We start from the raw sequence: 20,548 nt of genomic DNA on the forward strand, positions 1-20,548 counted from the left end.
TGTCCGAGTTCGTCCGTTGAAATCCGGGGGGCACTGGGGGCATAATTGGGGGCATCTTCACTTCGATTATAAATGTGCCCCCAAAATGAAACTCAACGCCAGACAGGTAGAGACCGCAAAGCCCAAAGAGAAAACCTATAAAATGGCCGACGGTGGTGGTTTGTACCTCGAGGTTTCGGCAAAGGGTTCTAAATACTGGCGCATGAAATACAGGCGCCCTTCTGACAAAAAAGAAGATCGCCTAGCATTTGGTGTATGGCCGACAGTAACTCTTGCTGAGGCAAGGGCCAAACGCGATGAAGCGAAAAAGCTGCTAGGGCAGGGCATTGACCCAAAAACCGAACAAAAAGAAGCGAATGCCGAGAATACTGGGGCATATACTTTCGAAACCATTGCTCGGGAATGGCATGCCAGTAACAAACGCTGGAGTGAAGACCATCGTTCACGCGTTCTTCGCTATCTTGAGCTTTATATCTTCCCTCATATCGGTTTGTCCGATATTCGCCAGCTCAAAACTAGCCACCTGTTAGCTCCGATTAAAAAAGTTGATGCCAGTGGTAAGCATGACGTTGCGCAGCGTCTCCAACAGCGCGTCACGGCCATTATGCGTTATGCCGTTCAGAACGATTACATCGATTCAAATCCAGCCAGTGATATGGCAGGTGCTTTATCAACAACCAAAGTTCGACACTATCCTGCTTTACCATCCAGCCGTTTCCCTGAGTTCCTTGCACGTCTTTCGGCATATAGTGGTCGCGTAATGACACGGATCGCTGTCGAGATTTCCTTATTAACTTTCGTGCGTTCCAGTGAGTTACGTTTCGCACGTTGGGAAGAGTTTGATTTTGATAAATCTCTGTGGCGCATTCCTGCAAAGCGCGAAGAGATTGAAGGCGTTCGCTATTCACATCGCGGTATGAAGATGAAAGAAGAGCACTTCGTCCCATTAAGTCGTCAGGCACTGTCTTTGTTTGACCAGCTAAAGCAACTTAGCGGTGACAATCCACGCTTATTTCCCGGCGATCACGATCCTAAAAAGGTTATGAGTGAGAATACAGTTAACAATGCGTTGCGTACGATGGGTTATGACACTAAAACCGAAGTTTGCGGACATGGGTTCAGAACGATGGCTCGTGGAGCATTGGGTGAGTCAGGGCTATGGAGCGAGGATGCCATCGAGCGGCAAATGAGTCATTCAGAACGTAATAACGTTCGCGCAGCTTACATTCATACATCCGAACATCTGGATGAACGACGACTAATGATTCAGTGGTGGGCAAATTTTTTAGATGCAAATAGAAATGGCAGCATATCTGCTTTTGATTATGCCAAAAAACAATTTCGAGAGATTGACCGATAGATAAAAGTCAAATAAAACAAAAGGTTAATTTGAGTTGTGGACATTTTAATCAATATGGTGTAGCAATTATATCTAATAATAAGCATAGGAGTTGCCAATATTATGGATATACCGCATATCTTAAGCCAAAACATCAACTCAGGCAGGGTGGTTTTGTTTCTAGGGTCAGGGGCGACTATAGGGGCGCATACAAATAGTGGGAAAAGTGCTCCTAAGGGAAATGATTTGGCCAATATTTTATCAAAGGAGTTTTTTGGAGAAGAAAAAACATCTAAGACACTTTCGTCGATTTCTGAGTTGGCCATTTCAGAAACGGATATTCATACAGTTCAGCAGTTCTTAAAAGATTATTTTTCTGATTTTGAACCATCCGACTTTCACATGAAGATTCCAACTTTTAGGTGGGTCGCAATTTATACGACTAATTATGATTTGGTGATTGAAAGAGCATATGAAAAACAAGCTAACAAGACGCAAGACATTAAGTGTGTTTATAAAAATAGCGACAGAGTTGATGAGGTAATCAGAACTACTGATTCAATTTGCTATGTGAAACTGCATGGTTGTATTTCGAAAGTAGACGATATATCCATCCCTCTCATTTTGACACCAGATCAATATGTCACTCATAAGAAGAACAGAGACAGGCTTTTCCATCGCTTAGATGAGCACGGGCATCAATATACAATTGTTTTCGTAGGTTATAGTTTAGATGACTCTGACTTGAGGCAAGTATTATTGTCATTGACTGATAATATTGAAGAAAGACCTCGATTTTATACAGTGACTCCTTCTCTGTCGGATGCTGAGGTCCGAATGTGGGAAAAGAAAAAAATAACTCCATTGAAAGGTACTTTTGAGGAATTTATTAATTCTTTAGATGAAGTAGCCCCTATTGCTTTAAGGAATGTTTCTCGCGCCATAAAAAAACATGAGATTGAAAGGGTTTTTAATAATAGTGAGCTTGAGCTTTCGTCTAAGACTCTTGAGATATTATCGGGTGAGTTATTGTTCTTGAGAGCTGACATGCCAACTAGTAAGAATAGCCCTGGTGATTTTTATAAGGGTAACTCTTATGGGTGGGAGTCGATAAAGGAATGCTATGACTGCCGAAGAACATTATCTGATGTAATTATTAGTGAGGTTGTATTATTAGAAGAGGTTGAAAGGAACTCTACTGTTGATTTGTTTTTAATAAAAGGCCACGCAGGTGCTGGAAAAACTATTGCATTAAAGCGTATTGCGTGGGACTCATCAATTGAGTATTCTAGGATAGCGTTATATTGGGAGTCATCCAATAAGTTAGATGTTAATGCGATATTTGAAATATGTGAGCGCGCGAAAGATAGAGTTTATTTGTTTCTGGATAAGATTTCTTTTCATATATCTGAAGTATCCGCCTTAATGAGGAGAGGAGGTGCTTCAAGTATAAAATTAACAATAATTGCCTCTGAAAGAGGAAATGAATGGAATGTGGAGTGTGAGCCTTTGCATTCTTTTGTTTCTAGAGAGTTCAACTTACCGTACTTGAAAGAAAAGGAAATACAGGATCTTTTAGATAAGCTACATAAATTTCAGTGCTTGGGGCTTTTAAAGGATCTACCTAGGGAAAAGCAAGAAGAGGCATTTAGAAATAAGGCGGGGAGGCAGATTTTAGTTGCGCTTTATGAAGTTACAATGGGTAAGTCATTCGAGGATATTGTATTTGATGAATATAATAGCATCGAGCCTGAGCAAGCAAGATTAATCTATAGAACCATATGTGCACTGAATAGATTAGGAGTGCCTGTCCGAACTGGCATTATACACCGGATATTTGGCGTGCCGTTTGAAACTTTCAAGCAAAAACTTTTTAGCCCTTTAGATAGTATAGTTCAATCGATAAGTTTATCTAACAACGATGATTACGCTTATCAAGCTAGACACCCTTTAATTGCTGAATTTGTTTTTGCTCGAACGATGATTAATGAAGATGATAAGTATGAATTATATTTGGATTTGATTGATTCACTAGATATTGGTTATTCATCAGATAAAAAAGCTTATAGAGAGATAATTAAAGCGAGAAGTCTTATTTCACTATTCAATGATCCAGTAGTCATCAGAAGAATCTATGATGCTGCGAACCAGATTGGTGAGTATGATGATTATTATCATCAGCAAATCGCTATCTTCGAAATGAAGAGGAAAAACCCTAACTTTAGGCTTGCAGAACAACATTTGGATATTGCAGCAGAACTTGCACCTTACAATCCTACTATAAACCATACAAGATCTGAGCTTGAATTGCAGAAAGCTAAAGGCGGTAATGAGTTAGAAAAATCAAGGTATCTCTCTCGCGCCAGAGAATATGCTCTAAATAATATAAGAAGTGGCTTTGAGAATAATAACTCTCACAGTTATCATACTCTTTGCAAAGTGAGTTTAGAGAAAATATCAATCATCTTGAGATCAGATGAAATAGATGAGAAAACCTTAAGGGAGTTAATCAAGGATTTTATCTCAACATTGCATTTAGGTTTGCAGCAATATCCAAACTCAGAGTTTCTTTTAGAATCCGAGTCAAAATTAAGCTCATTATTAAATGATAGCAAAGGAGCTATTGCATCTTTAGAAAAGGCATTTAGTAAAAATAGCAGTAGCACTTTTATAGCTATTGCACTCTCTAAGGCTTATATAAAAAATGATGAGGTGACAAAGGCGAGAGCTATTATGGAGAAGGTTTTAGAGTTTTATCCTGCTGATAAAAATTGTAATGGACGCCTCGCGAAGATAATTACTGAAAGCTATAGGGATGAGAGTGAACTTTCAGAGTATTATTGGCGTCGGTCATTTACTGAAGGCGATTCAAATATTGAGAGTCAGTTCTGGTATGCCCGTCAACTTTATGTGAATAAAAAGTATGATGAGTCTCGTCGTTATTTTTCAATAATTAGAAGGAAGAATATCTCTCCTGAGGTTAAAAATAAAATACGAGGTCCGATCTTCGACTCAAGTGGTGAATTATTGGAGGTCGGTGGTGAGGTGACAAGGAAAGATGAGACCTATTGTTTTGTTAGGGATTTTTCTTCAGGTGAAGAGGCATTTCTGCACAAGAGCAATTTTGATGATGTAAGTTTATGGGAAAATCTTAAGATAGATGGTAGGTTATTATATAATGTTGGATTTACTTATTCCGGTTTGTCCGCATTTAAGGCTAGGGGGTTTGTTTTTTAACCTCTGCTGCCAAATGGGTATCTGTAAAAGTGGGTGTTTTATTTGTGGGTTTTTATGTTTGTTAGAGTGTGTTTACTTTCTGATTGGGGATCGGGGATATGTGATTTGATGGGGTCTGGCTCAATTTCAATGCTCTGAATAAGAGTTGCTGTTATCTTTGAATTTTTTTCATTTGGAAGGGGAATGCGTTTATTCTGGTTGAGATAATATATTATTCCCAATTCAGCTATTCGATTATTATTTCTCATTTTCGTCCAGTTCTCAGCAATCGGAGTATTACCCGTTCGCGCGCTCTCGTACCCCCGCCACGCCTGCCCGCTTTATGTAGCGGTTTTCATGCACCTGCATGAATGGTGCCGGGCCGCGCCGCATCTGGCCTGCGCGGGGATAATCAGGGTGCAGGAATTCATGCGTTTTCATGCAGCATAGACATGCACTCGCGCATGAGAAGGCCAGCCAGGAAAAAGAGGCACGAAAAAACCGGCGCAATGGCCGGTTCAGAGAAGGATTAAGCAATTTTCAGACGGGGGCCTGCTGACGCCTGGACAGTTTACTGGCGGAGCCGTAGCGGTTCAGTGTCTGTGCCTGCCGCTCCGCAATTTCCTGCACCCCGGCGTTCTCCCTGTCTGTCACTTTCTGCGGCTTTGTCATTATTCTCTCAACGCTTTCCAGCGCGATGAACGTGCAGGAGCATTCCAGATTCCGGCACTGATACCAGGTGCGCTTTACGGACGGGGCTTCATAGGCACTGGTGCGCGCGTGTGAGATGGAGCCGCATTCAGGGCATTTCAGGGCCATTACGCGCCCTCCGCCAGTCTGCTGAGCCGCTGCTGGAAGCGCAGGTGCTGTGCAGGTGTGTAGCTGCTCCGACCGTCGCGCAGCATGGCCGTCTCCGGTGTCAGGCCGGTTTCGTTCAGCGCGTCCTGGTAAGCCTCTGCCACTGTCGGGCGTGCCCGCTGTACCTCACGGAGTACAGCGCTGCGCAGCAGCCGGGCGGCCACCTCCGGCCCGCCGGGACCGTTCAGGAACGGAGCCAGTGCTGAGGTCAGTGCCGTGCCGTGTTCAGCCATAAAGGCGCTCAGCGCGTCCTCCGTGCAGGCTTCCAGTACCAGCCTCTGCGCATACACGCCCTCGCGGGCGGCGCAGGAAATCTGCCAGTCCAGCACCGCGATGCGCTCACGCAGCAGCGGCACCCGTTCACCGTAACCGGATGTGTTCTCACCGGCGGCCAGCAGCGCGCTCAGCGCCTGCCCTGCATCACTGCGGGACGCCAGGTGCGTCTGCCACTGGCTCCGGGCGGCGCGGAACTGGTCCAGCGCCTGTGTGGGTGTGGTGGCAATGGTCACTGTGCATTCTCCTTCTTCGCTGTCTCGCGTCGGCGCATAAGTATTCTGTGACGCGCTGCCGGATTCGGTGCCTTACCGTTGTCCACTCTGGCGGCGCGCTCAGGGAAAATCCCCGCCAGCTTAAACACCACGTCATCTTCCGGCAGTGCATCACCGGCCAGCGCTGGCTGGGTGATGTGTCTGCTGATGAAGTCCTTCAGCACGGTTTCCGGGTCGTTGACGGAATACACAACCCCGGAACTGCTACCGGCGCTGCGTCCGAGCGTGATTTTCAGCAGGCTGAGGGTCTTTATCAGCTGCTGACCGTGCGCCCGCATGAAGTCCTGCCAGATATGCATGGCGCGGTGTTCTGCCAGACGGTCATGGGCGTTAATGTATTCGTGTGCCTGGTCTGCGGTTTCCCACGGCAGAAACTCGTTTTCGCTTTCATGCGCGGCCAGTAGGGCGTCGAATTCCTCCAGCGACTCGCGTTCGAGCGCCACCTCAGCGCGCAGCTTTTTCATTTCCGGCGTCATCACGCCGCCGTTCTCGCGGAACAGCCTGCGCCATTCGTCGTTCTGGGCGTTTGCGCTGGCTTCAGTCTCGCTGCGGCGCTGGCGGATGATTCCGGCCTGTGCTTCTGCTGACTCCTGTTTACGGCGCGCCTCAAGCCAGGTGGCTTTCGTGATGTTCACCTTTTCCAGCGCGGCCTGCGTGGCGGCGGGTAAGGCGTTGATGTTGTCTGCGGTGGTGTCGGTCATGACGGGTTCCTGTCAGGTCGGTTTCGGTAAGTCAATTGTGCCGGGGCTGGCACAGAAGCAGCCAGCGGCGGACGTTGTACGACGGACCAGACAAAAAGCCCTTCTTCTGGCGAGCCAGGGAAAGGTCTCACGAAAGCCCTTTATCAGCTTTCAGTTTTATATACATCCTTCACCATTCTTCACCTTAAAGAAAAAGAGAGTAAATACAGTAAATTAAAGGGTGAAAAGTTGAGAAATAATCCTTCACCCGCTGTTCACCACTCTTCACCTTCTGAATTTCTGAACGAAACTCCGCATAGAATAAATAAGAATAAAAATCATTATTTATGTAACCATCAGTTACTGGAAAAAACGTTCTCAGCACTATCTGGTACTGTTTGAGACTATTCTCGTACACCCATGATTTACATGGTCTTTGTGACACTCACCAGACAATTTTATCCTGTTGTCACCGGCGGAAATATTCGCAGAATAAAGGGCTACCCGGTGCCGGACGTATCTGTCCGGTGCTTTACGGACACACTGAGAGGTAGCCCATGCACACCGCTTTATCCGCACCATCTTCCGCCCCGGCGGTCCCGGTTATGCCGGTATCTTCACCCGTCCAGGAGCGCTTTATGCGCCTGCCGGAGGTCATTCACGTCAGCGGCCTGTCCCGTTCAACCATTTACGACCTCATCAGCCGTGACGCCTTCCCGGGGCAGGTCTCGCTCGGCGGTAAAAACGTCGCGTGGCTTGCCAGCGAGGTGAACGCCTGGATGAGCGAACGTATCGCCGCACGCGGTCAGGAGCGTGCCGCATGATTAGGCTGACCCTTGGCGGTAACACTCACGAGCTGTCCGTGGCGGACGCGAAGCAGCTGGCGCTGGCGATTGCCTCTGAGGTGGATAAGCCGGGACAGCCGCAGCGCTTTCGCGGCACCGGCATCGCCTTCAGCGTGCAGAGTGCAGACACCCCGTCTGCACCGTCAGGCACTGAGACGTTTTCCGGTAACGGCATCACCCTCACCGACTGCTGAGGCGTTCCCCATGTGCTTTTTTCCTGCTTTCCCCGGCTTGCGCGCCGGGGGCTTTCCCTGGTACAGTAGTTCCGCTGCCGTAAAACCGGCAGCCGGGATTGGCGTCCTGAGCAACTCAATGGCGACACCAGACGCGCCGAGCGTCTTTTTTTGTGTCTGTGCCCTGATGCACCCATTTTTCGGGCGGCGGCTCTGTATCCGCTGCGCCTTAAGAGTAATGGTGGCCCGGGCGGGGGCTTCTCACGAAGCGCCGGTATCCATTGAGGCCGGTTACGCCAACCCCGTTCGGGTCACCACCAGTGAAATTGGCGTTTCCGGTGGTGGCGATAACCGCTACTCAATGGAGACTGCCCTTATGGCTACCGTCCTTCATTCCCCGCACCCTGAGTTTGTCTTTGTGTTTGCCGCCGTGCGCCGCTGTGAGCGCCATTCCCGCATTCAGATGCTGCGCACCACTGCCGCCGATGAGCACGCCGCCCGCCGGACTCTGGCCCGCGATTACGTCCTGTCCTTTGCCTGCCGCCTGCCGGTTGCGGAGGTGCGCGCATGAACAGCATCACGATTTCTGACGACGACCTGATGCGCCTGGAGCACCTGCGTAACGCCGGGCGCTTCGTGTCTGACATGACGCTTTTCCAGGACTGCCACGAAGCACCGTCTCCCGCTCAGCGCGCACAGCTGGCCTCGCTGGTCTTTCTCATTACTGAACAGCTCGACGGCGTGGTGACGCGCTGCCATGACAGCCTGATAAAAGACGAGGTGACGCCATGAAACCACAGCGCCTTTCTCCCGACCTGCGCGCGGCGCTGGCCCGCCGCGCGGTGGCCTGCGCCTGGCTCACCCTGTGCCAGAAACAGCAGCGCTGGCCCGGCCTGACGCTCGCACGCCTTGAGCACGCAATTGAAAACGAGCTGGAGGGCTTCTACCTGCGCCAGCACGGTCGCGCACGCGGTCAGGAGATTGCCTGTGCGCTGCTGGATGACCTGCTGGCCGCCGGGCCGCTGAAGTCGGCCCCGTGCCTGAGCTTCCTCGGCCAGGTGGTGATGGACGAACTGAGCGGGCGCATTCACGACGCCCGCCCGCTGCACTGAGGGACGACACGATGAAAAGAACCGTATCCGACGCGGCAGCCGCCGCGCGGGGTCACTGGCCCCGCATCCTGCCCGCTCTGGGCCTGAAGGTGGTGAAAAACCGCCATATGCCCTGTCCGGTGTGCGGTGGCTCTGACCGCTTCCGCTTTGACGATAAGGAAGGGCGCGGCACCTGGTACTGTAACCAGTGCGGTGCCGGTGACGGCATGGACCTGGTGAAAAAGGCGTTCAGTATTGACCTGACCGAAGCCGCCGCGCGCGTGAATGACCTGACAGGTAACCTGCCTACACCTGACGCCATACCGGTCACAGAAGGCGCAGACGATGCGGCTGCCCGCACCGCCGCTGCCTTACTTGCCCGGCAGCTGGTCAGCAGCGCGCAGGAGGCCGCCGGTAACGCCTATCTGTCCCGCAAGGGCTGGCCCGGACACGTTTCCCTGATGCTGACACAGCCGCAGAAGGTGGCGATAACCCGTTACTGTTCCGGCGATTTGGTTGTGCCGCTGCACGACATGAGCGGCGAGCTGGTCAACGTACAGCTGATTAACGCCGCCGGTGAAAAGCGCACCCTGAAGGGCGGGCAGGTAAAGGGCGCGTGTCACGCACTCGGCACTGGCAAAACACCGAAGCGCATCTGGCTTGCAGAGGGGTACGCCACCGGCCTGACGGTGCACAACCTGACCGGGGATGAGGTGTGGATTGCCCTGTCGTCTGCCAACCTCCTTTCCCTGGCTGGCCTCGTCCGTGAAAAACACCCGTCACTGCCGCTGGTGATTGCCGCTGACCGAGACCTGAACGGCGACGGCCAGCGCAAGGCGCAGCAGGCCGCGGCTGCCTGCAACGGTACGGTGGCGCTGCCGCCGGTGTTTGGTGACTGGAATGATGCGTTCATTCAGCACGGTGAGGCCACCGTAAAACAGTCGCTGACGGAGGCCGCCGCACCGCCTGCTGCCAGCCCGTTCGACACCATGAGCGAGGCGGAATTTTCGGCCATGAGCGCCAGCGAAAAGGCGGAGCGCGTGGCGGAGCACTACCGCAGCAATCTGGCCGTGGACGCCAGCGGCGAAATTCTCTGCCGCTATGAGGCCGGGGCGTGGAAGGTGATTTCCGGCAACCGTTTCGAACGTGACGTGGCGAAACTGTTTCAGCGCCTGCGCGCGCCGTTCTCGGCAGGCAAGGTGGCGGGCGTGGTGGACACGCTTAAACTCATGCTGCCACAGCAGGATGCGCCGCAGCGCCAGCTTATCGGCTTCCGTAACGGCGTGCTCGACACCCGCACCGGCGCATTCAGCCCTCACCGCCGGGAAAACTGGCTCCGCACCGTTAGCGACGTGGATTACACCCGCCCGGTGACCGGCGAAACGCTGGAGAGCCACGCGCCACACTTCTGGCAGTGGCTGGACCGGGCCGCCGGACGCAGCGCGGAGAAGCGCGACATCATTCTGGCCGCGCTGTTCATGGTGCTGGCGAACCGCTACGACTGGCAGCTGTTTCTGGAGGTCACCGGCCCCGGTGGTAGTGGAAAAAGCATCATGGCGGAAATCGCCACCATGCTGGCCGGGCCGGATAACGCCGTGTCGGCCACCATCGAGACGCTGGAATCGTCACGCGAACGTGCGTCCGTTATCGGCTATTCGCTCATCCGCCTGCCTGACCAGGAGAAGTGGAGCGGCGACGGTGCAGGCATCAAGGCGATTACCGGCGGCGATGCGGTGTCGGTGGACCCGAAGTATAAGGACGCCTACTCGACGCACATCCCGGCGGTGATTCTGGCGGTGAACAACAACCCGATGCGCTTCACCGACCGCAGCGGCGGCGTGTCCCGTCGCCGGGTTATCCTGCACTTCCCGGAAATCATCCCGGCGAACGAGCGCGACCCGCAGCTGAAGGAAAAGATACAGTCAGAGCTGGCCGTTATCGTGCGCCAGCTGATGCAGCGCTTCAGCCAGCCGCAGGACGCCCGCACGTTGCTCCAGTCGCAGCAGAACTCCGGGGAGGCTATGCGCATCAAGCGCGACGCCGACCCGATGGTGGACTTCTGCGGCTACCTGTTTGCGACGGCTGAGCCAAACGGCCTGCACATGGGTAACGCCAGCATCCGGCCTCTGCAACCCCGGCGCTACCTCTATCACGCCTATCTGGCCTACATGGAGGCAAACGGCTACCGCAATCCGCTCAGCATGAAGTCATTCAGCCAGGCGCTGGAGAGCATTCTGCGCGAGTACGGGCTGAACTACCTGAAGCGGCGCACGAAGTCAGGCATTCAGACCAACCTCGACCTGACGGACGACAGCAGCGCCGACTGGCTCCCGAAGTGTGACGAACCGGCAGCAGCCTGACCAAACAGAACCGGCGAAAGCCGGTTTTTTTACGGCCATTCTTCACCACCGGTGAAGGATATCCGTCATTCATCACCCATTCGTCACCGCCTAAGGTACTGTTTAATATTAATAAAATCGAAAGGTGAACAGTGTGAAGGATTTTTCGTAAAATCTTTTTTTACACCAATGCTTCTTTGGTTAGGTGCGTAATTGCACCTGACTTGACGACCCTTTGAAAATTACTTGATCACCGACGACAAAATCTGGCCGTACAGATTTGACGGTGAAAGGGTTTCGTCTGAGCGTCTGCTGTGTGCCAAGAGCGGAAGTTTCTACAGCAGCCTGCCTTAGTCAACGGGGAACAAGTCAGAACTTCTGCTAATCACTTTCGCAAACTTAACCGTATAAAATCATGAGGAAATAATGGTTGTATCATCAAGTTATCATTAAATATATATAGGTTAGGTGATATGGCGATGACATCGTAGATATTATCAACAATGAGTTGTAGATGGGTTCTGAACACGGGCACATTAGCATCATCTGCTATGACAAATACAGATTCATTACCTAAGCCGCTCCCATTAAACACCTCATGAGTGATTTCATGATCGCTGAAATCCATTTCGGACCACATGATTTTACCGCTATGCCATGGATATTGATGAAACATATCCATTACCATGCTCAAGTCATCTCCTTCCACAACATCAAAATCTGCCTTGAGCAACTCCTTACATTCTTCAAACAATGTCATGTCCACTTCCTTTGCATCTGTTTATTTCTAGCATAACCGCCCTGGAGGATTGTCTAAAGAACTATGAACTTCCGCTCCTCGCTCAAACCTACCTGTCAACTTAGTAAGGTTTTGTCTGCATTTTTAGTTGGATATGATCAAGAGAAATGCAAATGGGTAGTCAAGTGAATGCAAACACCCAGTTAGGATCCGCTATTCGGAACCGGAACAGAATAGATTGAAATTTATCCAATTATGTGAGGTTTTTAACAGATGGGTGCAAAGTAATATGGGGGCACAAAAGGGGGCATCTTATGTTTTATGATTTATTTAATTCTTTAAATTCAAGTGCTTGTTTTTATTTTCGAGTCCGGCCTTCGCACCATACGATGCAATCAAGTCGCTCAAGGGCGGCTTTTTTTGTATCTGAAATTCGATATCTGCAAAAATTTCCTCGTTTTTTAGCTTGATTCAATCTACATCAACTTATTGATATGGATGCAACTGCGGTTGATCCTGAGCAGCTCCATTGGCATAACGAGAGTTCAGGATGGAATGGCCGGTGTGTGGTCCGGGAGCACCTGTTTGTGTTCTCATCGGTGGATTTATCGGTGGTGCGCTTGCCGCATGGGAAATGGGATATTTTTGGAGGTAATCATGCAACAGCTCAGCACATTATCCCTGGTCGAACATACCGGGCAAACCGAGTTCTCGCAGGCATGTTCAGAGATTTATTTTGACGGTAATCCATCTGGCATAGTGGTACCCGGAAAGGTACTGGAAGCGGCTTTTCGGGTGGATGAGGATCGCTATTTGATCTTTACCACCGATGACGTTCTGTTTGAAGAGTCGCTGACAATTACCCTGATAAGCCGTGAGCAGGGCGTTATTGAGATTGCCCATCTTGGCGGAGAATACGCTTCGGGCGCATTTGAAAATGCCTCCACAGATGAAGAGAGTGTTCATTTTCAGTTTATCGATGATGTCAGATGGACCGTAAAAATTTCTAAGTCACCTCATTTGCGCATTCCTTTCCTGTCTGATCCGCGCGGCGTGAAACGTCTTTCTGGATTAAAATCCTATATGACTTTTTCAACACACCCCGTTTCGGAAAGTGTTAAATGAAAAACAATAAGAGGTGTTAACTCGAAGCGGGGGTGAAATAACTGATTTATCTTGAGAGTCATGCCTTCGGTACCAATGATTGATGAAGAAATTAAGTCGCTCAAGGGCGGCTTTTTTTGTGTCTGAAATCCATTCAACCGAATGTCGTAGCATTCCCCCCCAACACCCACTAGCATTCCCACCATATCCCCTACACCCACCACCCAGGCCACCGCATGTTAACTCGCTCCCTCACCCGTGACTGGCGCATCCCCATCGCAGCACTCCTCACCCTGTCCTTGCTGCTCGTCGCCACCACGCTCTACACCCACTGGCCCGCATTCCTGCAATGGAGTCTCGCCACGCAAATCTCGTTGCACCGTAGGCTGGTGACGTACCTGCTGCAACTCAACAGCCACGATTACACCGGTGGGATATGGTTGTTAGGCGGCGCATTTATTTACGGTGTGCTGCACGCTATCGGGCCGGGGCATGGCAAATTTATCGTCACCACCTATCTCAGCACCAACAAAGAAAGCCAGCTTGCGGCGCGCGTGGTGCCGTTTCTTGGCAGCCTGATGCAGGGCATCTGTGCCATTTTGTTTGTCTATATCCTGGCTGTCGGTTTTAACCTGGCGGCTGGCGATCTCAGTACCAGCCGTTGGTATGTGGAAAAAGTCAGCGCGCTGCTGATTGGCGCGTTGGGTGCGTTTGTTATCTGGCAGACGTTGTACCAGCAGCGACCACGAAAAATAGCCATCAGCACGATCAAACCGCTGCATCAGCACCCGGAACAATGCGGCTGTGGGCATCACGGTGTTGGCGCGGATTTAACCCACGCAGACTGGAAAACCCGCCTCGGCGTGGTACTGGCAATTGGCGCGCGGCCATGCAGCGGTGCGATTATGATTCTGCTGTTTTCCAATACGCTGGGGATTGTCAGTTGGGGGATCGCCGCTGTGATGACGATGTCATTGGGGACGGCACTGTCCATCCTGGGGTTGTCGCTGGCGGTGCGTTATGCGCGCCATCGTACCGTGACCTTCTTCAGTCGTGACAACGAAAACTATCGCTGGTTGATTCCGGCGGTACGGATCGCGGGCGGTGTGATTATCATCCTTTTTGCCACCGTGCTGTTCCTCACCGTTATCCCGGTCAGCGCCAACGGGGATTATATCGCCGCCGGGTGCTAACCAAACTCAGCAAGATCCGTCAGGCCAAACGCGCCACCGCTCAGGCATAGTTAATGGCAAGGAGAATGCCATGCCCGTCAACAAAACTGAGGTTTACCACCAGCGCTTTAACAAGGTGTTTGATTATATCGATCAACACCTTGATGATCCGCTGTTGCTGGAACAACTGAGCGAAGTCGCCCATTTTTCGCCCTACCATTTCCACCGGCAATTTACCGGTTACTGCGGTGTCGCGCCGGGGCGCTACATTCAGTTGATGCGTCTGAAACGTGCGTCATACCGGCTGGCATTCAATCCGTCCGAGAAGATTATCGATATTGCGCTGGATGCAGGCTTTCAGCATGCGGAGTCGTTCAGTCGTGCGTTCAAGCAGATGTTTGCGATGACGCCGAGCGAATTTCGTCAGCAGCCCGCCTGGGTCAGTTGGCACCAGCGTATGCCGCAGTTACAGACCAAACGGAGAGAAACGATGCCGGTCACTATCATCAATTTTCCCGCCACCCAGGTGGCGATGTTGTCACATTATGGCCAGCCCGAACGCATTATGGAGACGGCGGCGCGTTTTATCAGCTGGCGCAAAACTACCGGGTTATCACCGATTGTCAGCAGTCAGACATTTGGCATTGCCCACCATGACCCGGCCAGCACCCCCGCAGAGATATTCCGCTTTGATATCTGCGGCTCGATAACAGCCCCGATCCCGGAAGACAATGCGTTTGGTGTGGTCAATGCGCTTATCCCCGCCGGTCGCTGTGCGCTGCTGCGTCATCATGGTTCGCATGATGCCATTGCCGCAAGCGCGCGCAGGCTTTATAGCGACTGGCTGCCAGCCAACGGTGAGGAGCTGCGAGATTTTCCACTGTTCTTTCATTATCAGAACTTTATTCACGATGTGCCGGAACACCAACTGATCACTGACATCTATCTGCCATTGAAATAGCAGAAACTCCCGACAGCGTTTGCTGGCGGGAGTTTCTCGACACAGCGCGCCCATATCGTGGCAGAATAGCCGCCCGACCCATCAGAATCGTGCAAGAGAGAGACGATATGTCAGATGATATCGAGCAGCGCATCTATGAACTTGTCCGTCGTTATGATGGCGTTTATCTGTTTAAGCAAAAAACGCTGTCGCCGCAGATTGATATCGATAGCGATCTCAATTTTGACGCCGATGAGGCGGCCGCGCTGATGGAGGAGTTTTTCTCCGAGTTCAATGTGGCGCGTGGCACCTTTACTATCGAAACCTACTACCCACCTGAACCATCGCTGGGCGAAATCCTTAATCCTTTTAATAAACGCCAGGTGCCGGTGGTGCCGGATTTCACGTTGGGTATGTTGATTGAATCGGCTAAGGCCAGGCGCTGGTTGTATGAATAATTAGCGTTTCTGATGCACGCCAAACCCGCTTTCCCCTGGCGCAATGTCCTCCCTGAGCGTCAGCGCCGGGATGACATAATCGCCACCATTTTGCCGCCGAAACGCAATCGGTTCGCAGGTCGCTAAGGTATCCAGTCGGGTAGCCAGCGTATCGCACCAGCTGGCGAAACGCGCATCCGCCGCTTTCTGCACCTGATACAACACCACCGGTGGCAGCACGCTAAAGCCCGGATAGAACAACATGCCATGCTGGATGGGGAACAACAGATCGTCGATGGGACCATTGATGCCACGCGGGCTGTAATGTGATTCCCAGCCGCCAGTGGTGACCACCAGCATCGCCCGTTTACCCGCCAGGTTACCTTCACCGTAGCGTTCTCCCCAGCGGCTTTCGTTATGTTCACCCACGCCATAAGCGAAGCCACAGGCATAGACGCGGTCAAACCAGCCTTTCATGATGGCGGGCATGGAGAACCACCACAGTGGGAACTGGAAAATCACCGCATCGGCCCAGCGCAATTTTTCCTGTTCTGCGGTGATATCCGCCGCCTGTTGCTGATGTTCATAGGCGAACCGGGAATCCAGCGAAGCATGAAAATACTCCCCCACCAGCGGAGCCTGCGTATCCGCAGCATCCAGTTGCGCTTTCCAGTTCATGGCATAGAGATCTGACACCTGCACCTGATGCCCGGCGTTTTTTAGCTGCTGTACACTGAAATCTTTTAACGATCCGTTCAGTGAATGGGCTTCCGGGTGAGCGAAGACAATCAATACATTCATGGTGTAATCCTGTGAGAACAAAGTGGATGCAGGCTACGTCATGGCTGGATATAGTAGAAATCAATTGCTGATATCTAAGGTATAGACACGGTGAATATCGGAGCGCTGGATTTAAATCTACTCCTCACACTCGATGTGCTGCTGGCCGAACTGAATGTGACGCGAGCGGCACAGCGCCTCAATCTGTCGCAACCCTCGGTGAGTGCGCAACTGGCGCGGCTGCGCAGCATCTTTAACGATCCGCTGTTGCTGCCTGGACCGCGTGGTATGTTGCCGACGTCACGGGCGGAAGCGCTGCGCGAGCCGCTACGGCTGGCATTGGAGTCGCTGCAACGGGCGATTGCCCCTCCGCAGGCTTTTGAACCTGATAAGGCAAACCTGACCTGGCGTATCGCCGCCACCGATTACATGTCCTCGGCGATCATGCTGCCGGTGATCGGGACGTTGCGGGTCGCAGCACCGGATTGCCGTGTGGCGGTGTTTGGTCTTAATCCGCCGCTGGTGGCGCAGCAACTGGAGAAAGCCGAACTGGATTTGATTTTCCATACTGGCGATCGCGCCCCTGATACGTTGCATCAGCGCAAATTGTTCAGTGAGCGTTACATGCTGGCCGGACGTATTGGTCATCCGCATTTACATCCGGGCCTGACGCTGGATACGTTCTGTCAGCTGGAACATCTCATCGTCTCGCCGGACGGTGGCGGATTCAGCGCCGCCACCGACAGCGCGCTGGCCAGGATCGGACGCGCGCGGCGCGTGGTGTTATCGGTGCCACATTTTCTTTTTATGCTGGAAGTGTTGGCGAGCAGCGACATGGTCGCGGTGCTGCCGGAGCGGCTGGTACGCCGCTCAACGCAATTGCAGGTTATCGAGCCGCCGCTTGATGTGCCGGGCTTTGATATTTTAATGATGTGGCACGAACGTATGCAGCGCGATCCGGCCCATCAGTGGTTAAGGCAACAGATTATGGCCGCAGTGTAACCTCGTACTCTGGCGGATTTTTGGCTGCCATTGCGCCTAATTTCTCGTCGGCAACCTGAAATCCGGGACAGCTCGCCCAAATGTTTTTGCTGCCAATGATATAGACGCGTTTTTGTGCGCGGGTCACCGCGACATTAAGCAGGTTAGGTTTGGCGGAAGCCCATTTAGCGGCTCCCCGGGTACGGGCATCCAGTCCGAGCACGATAATCACATTTTTCTCTTCTTTCCCCTGGAAGGTATGTACCGTTCCCACCCGGTCATCTAACCAGCGTTTAATCCCTTCTACGTGACCAAGTTCGGCACGGAGCAACGATTTCAATTGGTTTTTAACCTGGCGGAAGGGCGAAATGACATACACATCCGGCAGATTGTCATGAGCGTCTAACCATGATGTCACCATTTGCAGCACCCGCTGTCCCTGGGCAGGCACATAGTGTTTTCCCTGAACCTCGCCGCCAATGTCCAGCCAGCGACTGGCTCCCCAAACGCTACTGTCCCTGGGCCAGCGTTGATCGCGGCCATGCAGCATTTTGTTGTTATACGCAATGGCATTCGCAATGCTAAACATCGGTTCATCGCAACGTCGATGGACACGTAACGGGCTGCCAAGCCAGTTATTCTTCGCGATTTGCGCAGTACCATAAGGGTTGACGCGGTCAGCCAGATTTTGCACCGATTGGGTGGTTGGCGACCATTCAAGCCACTCAGCGCCAAAGGCGCGTTCGGCGAGGGTTTCGACAAATGCCGGCGGGATAGTAAACACGGGCTCGATTTGCAGTGGATCGCCAACCACCACGGCCCGTCTGGCTCGCCACAGCGCACCAGCGGCCTGTTGTGGCGTTGCCTGTCCTGCTTCATCAATAAATAGCCAGCCAATCTCTGCGAAGCTGAAATGTTTAAACTGTCGATGGACCGAAGCAAAGGTGGATGACACCACCGGCACAATCATAAATAACAGCTGCCAGAGCGCCAGGCTTGCTCGTCGATCGGTGATGCTGCCATTGATTGCATCACTTAACGAGAACAAAACCTCTTTTAAATTGCACTTACGGTAAGACGCTTTCAGCCAGGCCTGATGCAGGTCCAGTGCGCATGCCATCAACTGACTGCGCGCGGCATTTAACGCTGCACCCTGACCAAACGCGCTGCGCTGCACCTGTTCCGCTTCGATATCGGTATCCGCGCCAGCAAACATCACATCCGGGTACTGCCGCTGTAGCTCGTCGCAATGCTGCTGCGCGGCTTCCAGTTCTGCAAGCAGCTGTTTTGCCCGTTGTTCTTCAAGATTTAGCGTTGCCTGCGTGGCGACCAGGCGACGATGTAATCCCGCACAAATGGCTTTTTCCCGACAAATTTTTTCAATACGTAATGTCCACCAGCCAGGAATACGTAAAGCGCGTTTAGCGATGACGGCCTGAAGTTGGTAAAGACGCAGGTTTAATTTTTCCCGCTTGCGCAGCTGTTGCTGGTGGGCGTTGCGCCGATCATTTTGTGTTTCAAGCAACTGAAGATCGCGCAAAATATCCTGATAGTGCTTTTCGGCATGCTTAAAGGCGAGCTTCGCTTCTGCGAAGGTTGTTATATTGGCACCATTGATGGCAGAGAAAAGATTGCGATATTCATCTGCTGGCGCCGGGGCAATGGCGGATTTATGGCTCTGCGTAAAAGCCCGCTCCTTAAATTGTTCGCGATTTTTCTGTTTCCCCAACGCGACCGCGATAAGTCCCCAGCAATCTTCTTCCGCTGACAGCGGATCAATGGCAAATGTTTTGCCTTGTTGCTTTTCGCCTGGGGTGAGATGGCGCGAGGTTGCTGCAACTTTACGTGCTGAGGGTTTTAAATAATCAACCTCTTTCCAGTCATCGCCGAGACTTTTAATTTGTGGCAGCTCGCGTGAGATATTTTCTACCGCGGTATTGTTACTTGAAACCACTACCATCTCGAAGCCGGTAAGTTCATCACGCAGGCAGGGAATCATGCGGGTTTCATTATTTACCCTTAACGGGATGCTAGAGGAAAAGGCATCTTCAACCTGGTGGAGATTCACCAGCATGCCAGCGCGTTTCACCAGATTATTGGCAATCACATCACGTAATAAAGTGGTTTTCCCGGTGCCCGGCGGCCCATTAACGGAAAAAAGCCCGGTTTCCGTCAGTTCATCTGCAAGCGTATTAATGGCAAATTGCTGCATCAGACTCATATTGTGCTGAGCATCGGACAGCCAGCGTCCGGGAGGCAGTTTATTTAACCGCAGATGATCAACCAGCAGCGCTCGCCCTTCCGGTAACAGCAAATCCGCTTTTCGCTGGCGATCACCCGTCAGATAGCGACCCAAAGGTGAGGCCGCATTCAGCCCATGCTGGCGGATATATGTCATCGCCTGCTCAATATCACGCAGATAAAAACTGTTCAGAATGCTGATGTCACCTGAGCGATCCTCTGCGGATAAGGCATGATGACTGCCGGTTATCAGGGCTTGTTGCGTTATTTGGCTCAGTTCCGGCAGGCGTTGGGGATCGATTGTTTCCCCAGGTTGTTGCTGATTCCTCACTTCTCTTAATTTAATAAATAATGCAGGAACCTGGATCTGCGGCTGGAAAGATGTCCACTCGGCCATTGCCTGCAAAAACTCGATAATCTCAAAGGTCGTCAGAACTTTAGGTAAGTTGTGTTGCTGCTTAATATTATTCGCAACGGTAATAATACTTTTAAAGCGGTCGTGAAGTTTTTTCGTGCTCAGTTCATAGTTTTCAAACCGCAGATTATCCAGTCTGCCTTTTTTTAATTGTCCTAATGCCCAGGTCACGGTGGAAAATTCAAAGCTATCGCTGTCTATAACGCCATGCGGATCAACCACACATTTTATCGAGCAAGTACGCCCGTCATCGCCAATCTTTTCAACATCAATATCGCTGATTGTCGGAAAGGATTGCTGTGCTTGTTGGAATATTTCCTGACGATCAAAAATACCGAAAAAAAGCTCATAGCGATATTTTTTAGTGGGAGAGTAGCGGTGGCCAGCCCGCCTCACTTGCTCAGGATTGATCCACGGGAGGATAGTCAGCGATTGCAGGGCTTCCATCTCAATTTGCAACACGCCATCGGCATTATCTTCAAGATCTTTAATATCTGTCGATTCGAAGAATTCAATTTTGTGCCAATACTCGAGAATATGAATGGCCTGGTGCGTTGCGGAATTTGAGTTATGGCTGTCCATGTTAAGTTGCAGTCCTTATGGAAAAGTACGCAGTTTTGGACATACTACTGCGTTGAATGATACTTGTT

At 51.5% G+C, this 20,548-nt stretch carries 19 protein-coding genes; 13 read left to right on the forward strand and 6 right to left on the reverse strand.

Annotated elements, in window-relative coordinates:
- The first annotated feature begins 85 nt into the window (after positions 1–85).
- Together AC6I8R_RS02965 and AC6I8R_RS02970 are read left to right on the forward strand one after the other, a co-directional pair.
- A complete protein-coding gene (locus AC6I8R_RS02965; RefSeq protein WP_497831885.1) occupies positions 86–1,360 on the forward strand; it encodes a tyrosine-type recombinase/integrase in 1,275 nt (424 codons plus the stop codon).
- A 102-nt stretch (positions 1,361–1,462) separates the two neighbouring features.
- Entirely contained in the window at positions 1,463–4,576 is a 3,114-nt protein-coding gene (locus tag AC6I8R_RS02970) for an SIR2 family NAD-dependent protein deacylase (protein ID WP_497831886.1), read from the forward strand.
- 519 nt (positions 4,577–5,095) lie between these two features.
- Here the strand turns inward: AC6I8R_RS02970 and AC6I8R_RS02975 are convergent.
- Genes AC6I8R_RS02975 through AC6I8R_RS02985 form a run of 3 tightly spaced genes read right to left on the reverse strand, consistent with a single transcriptional unit; the run spans position 5,096 to position 6,662 of the window.
- On the reverse strand, positions 5,096–5,374 hold the full coding sequence (locus AC6I8R_RS02975; RefSeq protein ID WP_497831887.1) for an ogr/Delta-like zinc finger family protein: 279 nt from the start codon (positions 5,372–5,374) through the stop codon (positions 5,096–5,098).
- A complete protein-coding gene (locus AC6I8R_RS02980; RefSeq protein ID WP_497831888.1) occupies positions 5,374–5,922 on the reverse strand; it encodes a phage polarity suppression protein in 549 nt (182 codons plus the stop codon). The genes AC6I8R_RS02975 and AC6I8R_RS02980 overlap by 1 nt, the downstream gene beginning before the upstream one ends.
- Positions 5,919–6,662, reverse strand: coding sequence for a phage polarity suppression protein (locus tag AC6I8R_RS02985; RefSeq protein WP_497831889.1), 744 nt, complete (start codon positions 6,660–6,662; stop codon positions 5,919–5,921). The genes AC6I8R_RS02980 and AC6I8R_RS02985 overlap by 4 nt, the downstream gene beginning before the upstream one ends.
- A gap of 536 nt (positions 6,663–7,198) precedes the next feature.
- Between AC6I8R_RS02985 and AC6I8R_RS02990 the strand changes: the two genes are divergently transcribed.
- From AC6I8R_RS02990 to AC6I8R_RS03015, 6 genes are read left to right on the forward strand one after another with little or no spacing between them, the layout of a single operon-like run.
- Positions 7,199–7,465: a helix-turn-helix transcriptional regulator gene (locus tag AC6I8R_RS02990; protein WP_497831890.1), complete on the forward strand. Its 267-nt coding sequence runs from the start codon at positions 7,199–7,201 to the stop codon at positions 7,463–7,465.
- Complete coding sequence (locus tag AC6I8R_RS02995) at positions 7,462–7,680, forward strand: hypothetical protein (RefSeq protein ID WP_497831891.1); 219 nt, start codon at positions 7,462–7,464, stop codon at positions 7,678–7,680. The genes AC6I8R_RS02990 and AC6I8R_RS02995 overlap by 4 nt, the downstream gene beginning before the upstream one ends.
- Before the next feature lie 10 nt (positions 7,681–7,690).
- Positions 7,691–8,230, forward strand: a complete 540-nt coding sequence (locus tag AC6I8R_RS03000) for a host cell division inhibitor Icd-like protein (protein ID WP_497831892.1) — start codon at positions 7,691–7,693, stop codon at positions 8,228–8,230.
- Complete coding sequence (locus AC6I8R_RS03005; protein WP_497831893.1) at positions 8,227–8,451, forward strand: hypothetical protein; 225 nt, start codon at positions 8,227–8,229, stop codon at positions 8,449–8,451. Before AC6I8R_RS03000 ends, AC6I8R_RS03005 begins: the two co-directional genes overlap by 4 nt.
- Positions 8,448–8,771, forward strand: a complete 324-nt coding sequence (locus AC6I8R_RS03010; protein ID WP_497831894.1) for a DUF5375 family protein — start codon at positions 8,448–8,450, stop codon at positions 8,769–8,771. The genes AC6I8R_RS03005 and AC6I8R_RS03010 overlap by 4 nt, the downstream gene beginning before the upstream one ends.
- An 11-nt stretch (positions 8,772–8,782) precedes the next feature.
- Positions 8,783–11,110: a phage/plasmid primase, P4 family gene (locus tag AC6I8R_RS03015; protein ID WP_497831895.1), complete on the forward strand. Its 2,328-nt coding sequence runs from the start codon at positions 8,783–8,785 to the stop codon at positions 11,108–11,110.
- A gap of 364 nt (positions 11,111–11,474) precedes the next feature.
- Here AC6I8R_RS03015 and AC6I8R_RS03020 read toward each other — a convergent pair whose 3' ends face one another.
- A complete protein-coding gene (locus AC6I8R_RS03020) occupies positions 11,475–11,849 on the reverse strand; it encodes a CDI toxin immunity protein (RefSeq protein WP_497831896.1) in 375 nt (124 codons plus the stop codon).
- 636 nt (positions 11,850–12,485) lie between these two features.
- Here AC6I8R_RS03020 and AC6I8R_RS03025 point away from each other — a divergent pair.
- The 4 genes from AC6I8R_RS03025 to AC6I8R_RS03040 all read left to right on the forward strand — a co-directional run bounded on the left by AC6I8R_RS03025 (position 12,486) and on the right by AC6I8R_RS03040 (position 15,502).
- A complete protein-coding gene (locus AC6I8R_RS03025; RefSeq protein ID WP_497831897.1) occupies positions 12,486–12,953 on the forward strand; it encodes a hypothetical protein in 468 nt (155 codons plus the stop codon).
- A 215-nt stretch (positions 12,954–13,168) separates the two neighbouring features.
- Positions 13,169–14,125 (forward strand): nickel/cobalt transporter, encoded by a 957-nt coding sequence (locus tag AC6I8R_RS03030; protein ID WP_497831898.1) that lies wholly within the window; start codon positions 13,169–13,171, stop codon positions 14,123–14,125.
- Between the two features lie 70 nt (positions 14,126–14,195).
- A complete protein-coding gene (locus AC6I8R_RS03035) occupies positions 14,196–15,065 on the forward strand; it encodes an AraC family transcriptional regulator (protein ID WP_021185782.1) in 870 nt (289 codons plus the stop codon).
- Positions 15,066–15,172: 107 nt separating this feature from the next.
- Positions 15,173–15,502, forward strand: a complete 330-nt coding sequence (locus tag AC6I8R_RS03040) for a DUF1493 family protein (protein ID WP_415173070.1) — start codon at positions 15,173–15,175, stop codon at positions 15,500–15,502.
- On the opposite strand, the gene AC6I8R_RS03045 is transcribed toward AC6I8R_RS03040, so the two are convergent.
- The gene (locus tag AC6I8R_RS03045; protein WP_497831899.1) at positions 15,503–16,282 is read right to left on the reverse strand and encodes an NAD(P)H-dependent oxidoreductase; all 780 of its coding nucleotides are present in this window, start codon (positions 16,280–16,282) and stop codon (positions 15,503–15,505) included. It abuts the gene before it with no gap.
- Between the two features lie 90 nt (positions 16,283–16,372).
- Here AC6I8R_RS03045 and AC6I8R_RS03050 point away from each other — a divergent pair, with 90 nt between their 5' ends.
- Positions 16,373–17,263 carry a LysR family transcriptional regulator gene (locus AC6I8R_RS03050; protein ID WP_497831900.1) on the forward strand — a complete coding sequence of 297 codons (891 nt, stop codon included), beginning with the start codon at positions 16,373–16,375 and terminating at the stop codon, positions 17,261–17,263.
- Here the strand turns inward: AC6I8R_RS03050 and AC6I8R_RS03055 are convergent.
- Positions 17,247–20,480 carry a DEAD/DEAH box helicase gene (locus AC6I8R_RS03055; RefSeq protein ID WP_497831901.1) on the reverse strand — a complete coding sequence of 1,078 codons (3,234 nt, stop codon included), beginning with the start codon at positions 20,478–20,480 and terminating at the stop codon, positions 17,247–17,249. The two genes, AC6I8R_RS03050 and AC6I8R_RS03055, sit on opposite strands and share 17 nt — an antisense overlap.
- Positions 20,481–20,548: the final 68 nt, after the last annotated feature.

It is taken from the genome of Pantoea sp. X-Soil-OKNW-713 (assembly GCF_059730685.1).

Bases quoted from the DNA above. Each gene is read 5' to 3' on its own strand.
- AC6I8R_RS02965 (WP_497831885.1), top strand. From the start codon at position 86: ATGAAACTCAACGCCAGACAGGTAGAGACCGCAAAGCCCAAAGAGAAA.
- AC6I8R_RS03030 (WP_497831898.1), top strand. From the start codon at position 13,169: ATGTTAACTCGCTCCCTCACCCGTGACTGGCGCATCCCCATCGCAGCA.
- AC6I8R_RS02970 (WP_497831886.1), top strand. From the start codon at position 1,463: ATGGATATACCGCATATCTTAAGCCAAAACATCAACTCAGGCAGGGTG.
- AC6I8R_RS02985 (WP_497831889.1), bottom strand. From the start codon at position 6,662: ATGACCGACACCACCGCAGACAACATCAACGCCTTACCCGCCGCCACG.
- AC6I8R_RS03035 (WP_021185782.1), top strand. From the start codon at position 14,196: ATGCCCGTCAACAAAACTGAGGTTTACCACCAGCGCTTTAACAAGGTG.
- AC6I8R_RS02990 (WP_497831890.1), top strand. From the start codon at position 7,199: ATGCACACCGCTTTATCCGCACCATCTTCCGCCCCGGCGGTCCCGGTT.
- AC6I8R_RS03055 (WP_497831901.1), bottom strand. From the start codon at position 20,480: ATGGACAGCCATAACTCAAATTCCGCAACGCACCAGGCCATTCATATT.
- AC6I8R_RS02975 (WP_497831887.1), bottom strand. From the start codon at position 5,374: ATGGCCCTGAAATGCCCTGAATGCGGCTCCATCTCACACGCGCGCACC.
- AC6I8R_RS03025 (WP_497831897.1), top strand. From the start codon at position 12,486: ATGCAACAGCTCAGCACATTATCCCTGGTCGAACATACCGGGCAAACC.
- AC6I8R_RS02995 (WP_497831891.1), top strand. From the start codon at position 7,462: ATGATTAGGCTGACCCTTGGCGGTAACACTCACGAGCTGTCCGTGGCG.
- AC6I8R_RS03020 (WP_497831896.1), bottom strand. From the start codon at position 11,849: ATGACATTGTTTGAAGAATGTAAGGAGTTGCTCAAGGCAGATTTTGAT.
- AC6I8R_RS03000 (WP_497831892.1), top strand. From the start codon at position 7,691: ATGTGCTTTTTTCCTGCTTTCCCCGGCTTGCGCGCCGGGGGCTTTCCC.
- AC6I8R_RS03015 (WP_497831895.1), top strand. From the start codon at position 8,783: ATGAAAAGAACCGTATCCGACGCGGCAGCCGCCGCGCGGGGTCACTGG.
- AC6I8R_RS03005 (WP_497831893.1), top strand. From the start codon at position 8,227: ATGAACAGCATCACGATTTCTGACGACGACCTGATGCGCCTGGAGCAC.
- AC6I8R_RS03040 (WP_415173070.1), top strand. From the start codon at position 15,173: ATGTCAGATGATATCGAGCAGCGCATCTATGAACTTGTCCGTCGTTAT.
- AC6I8R_RS03010 (WP_497831894.1), top strand. From the start codon at position 8,448: ATGAAACCACAGCGCCTTTCTCCCGACCTGCGCGCGGCGCTGGCCCGC.
- AC6I8R_RS03045 (WP_497831899.1), bottom strand. From the start codon at position 16,282: ATGAATGTATTGATTGTCTTCGCTCACCCGGAAGCCCATTCACTGAAC.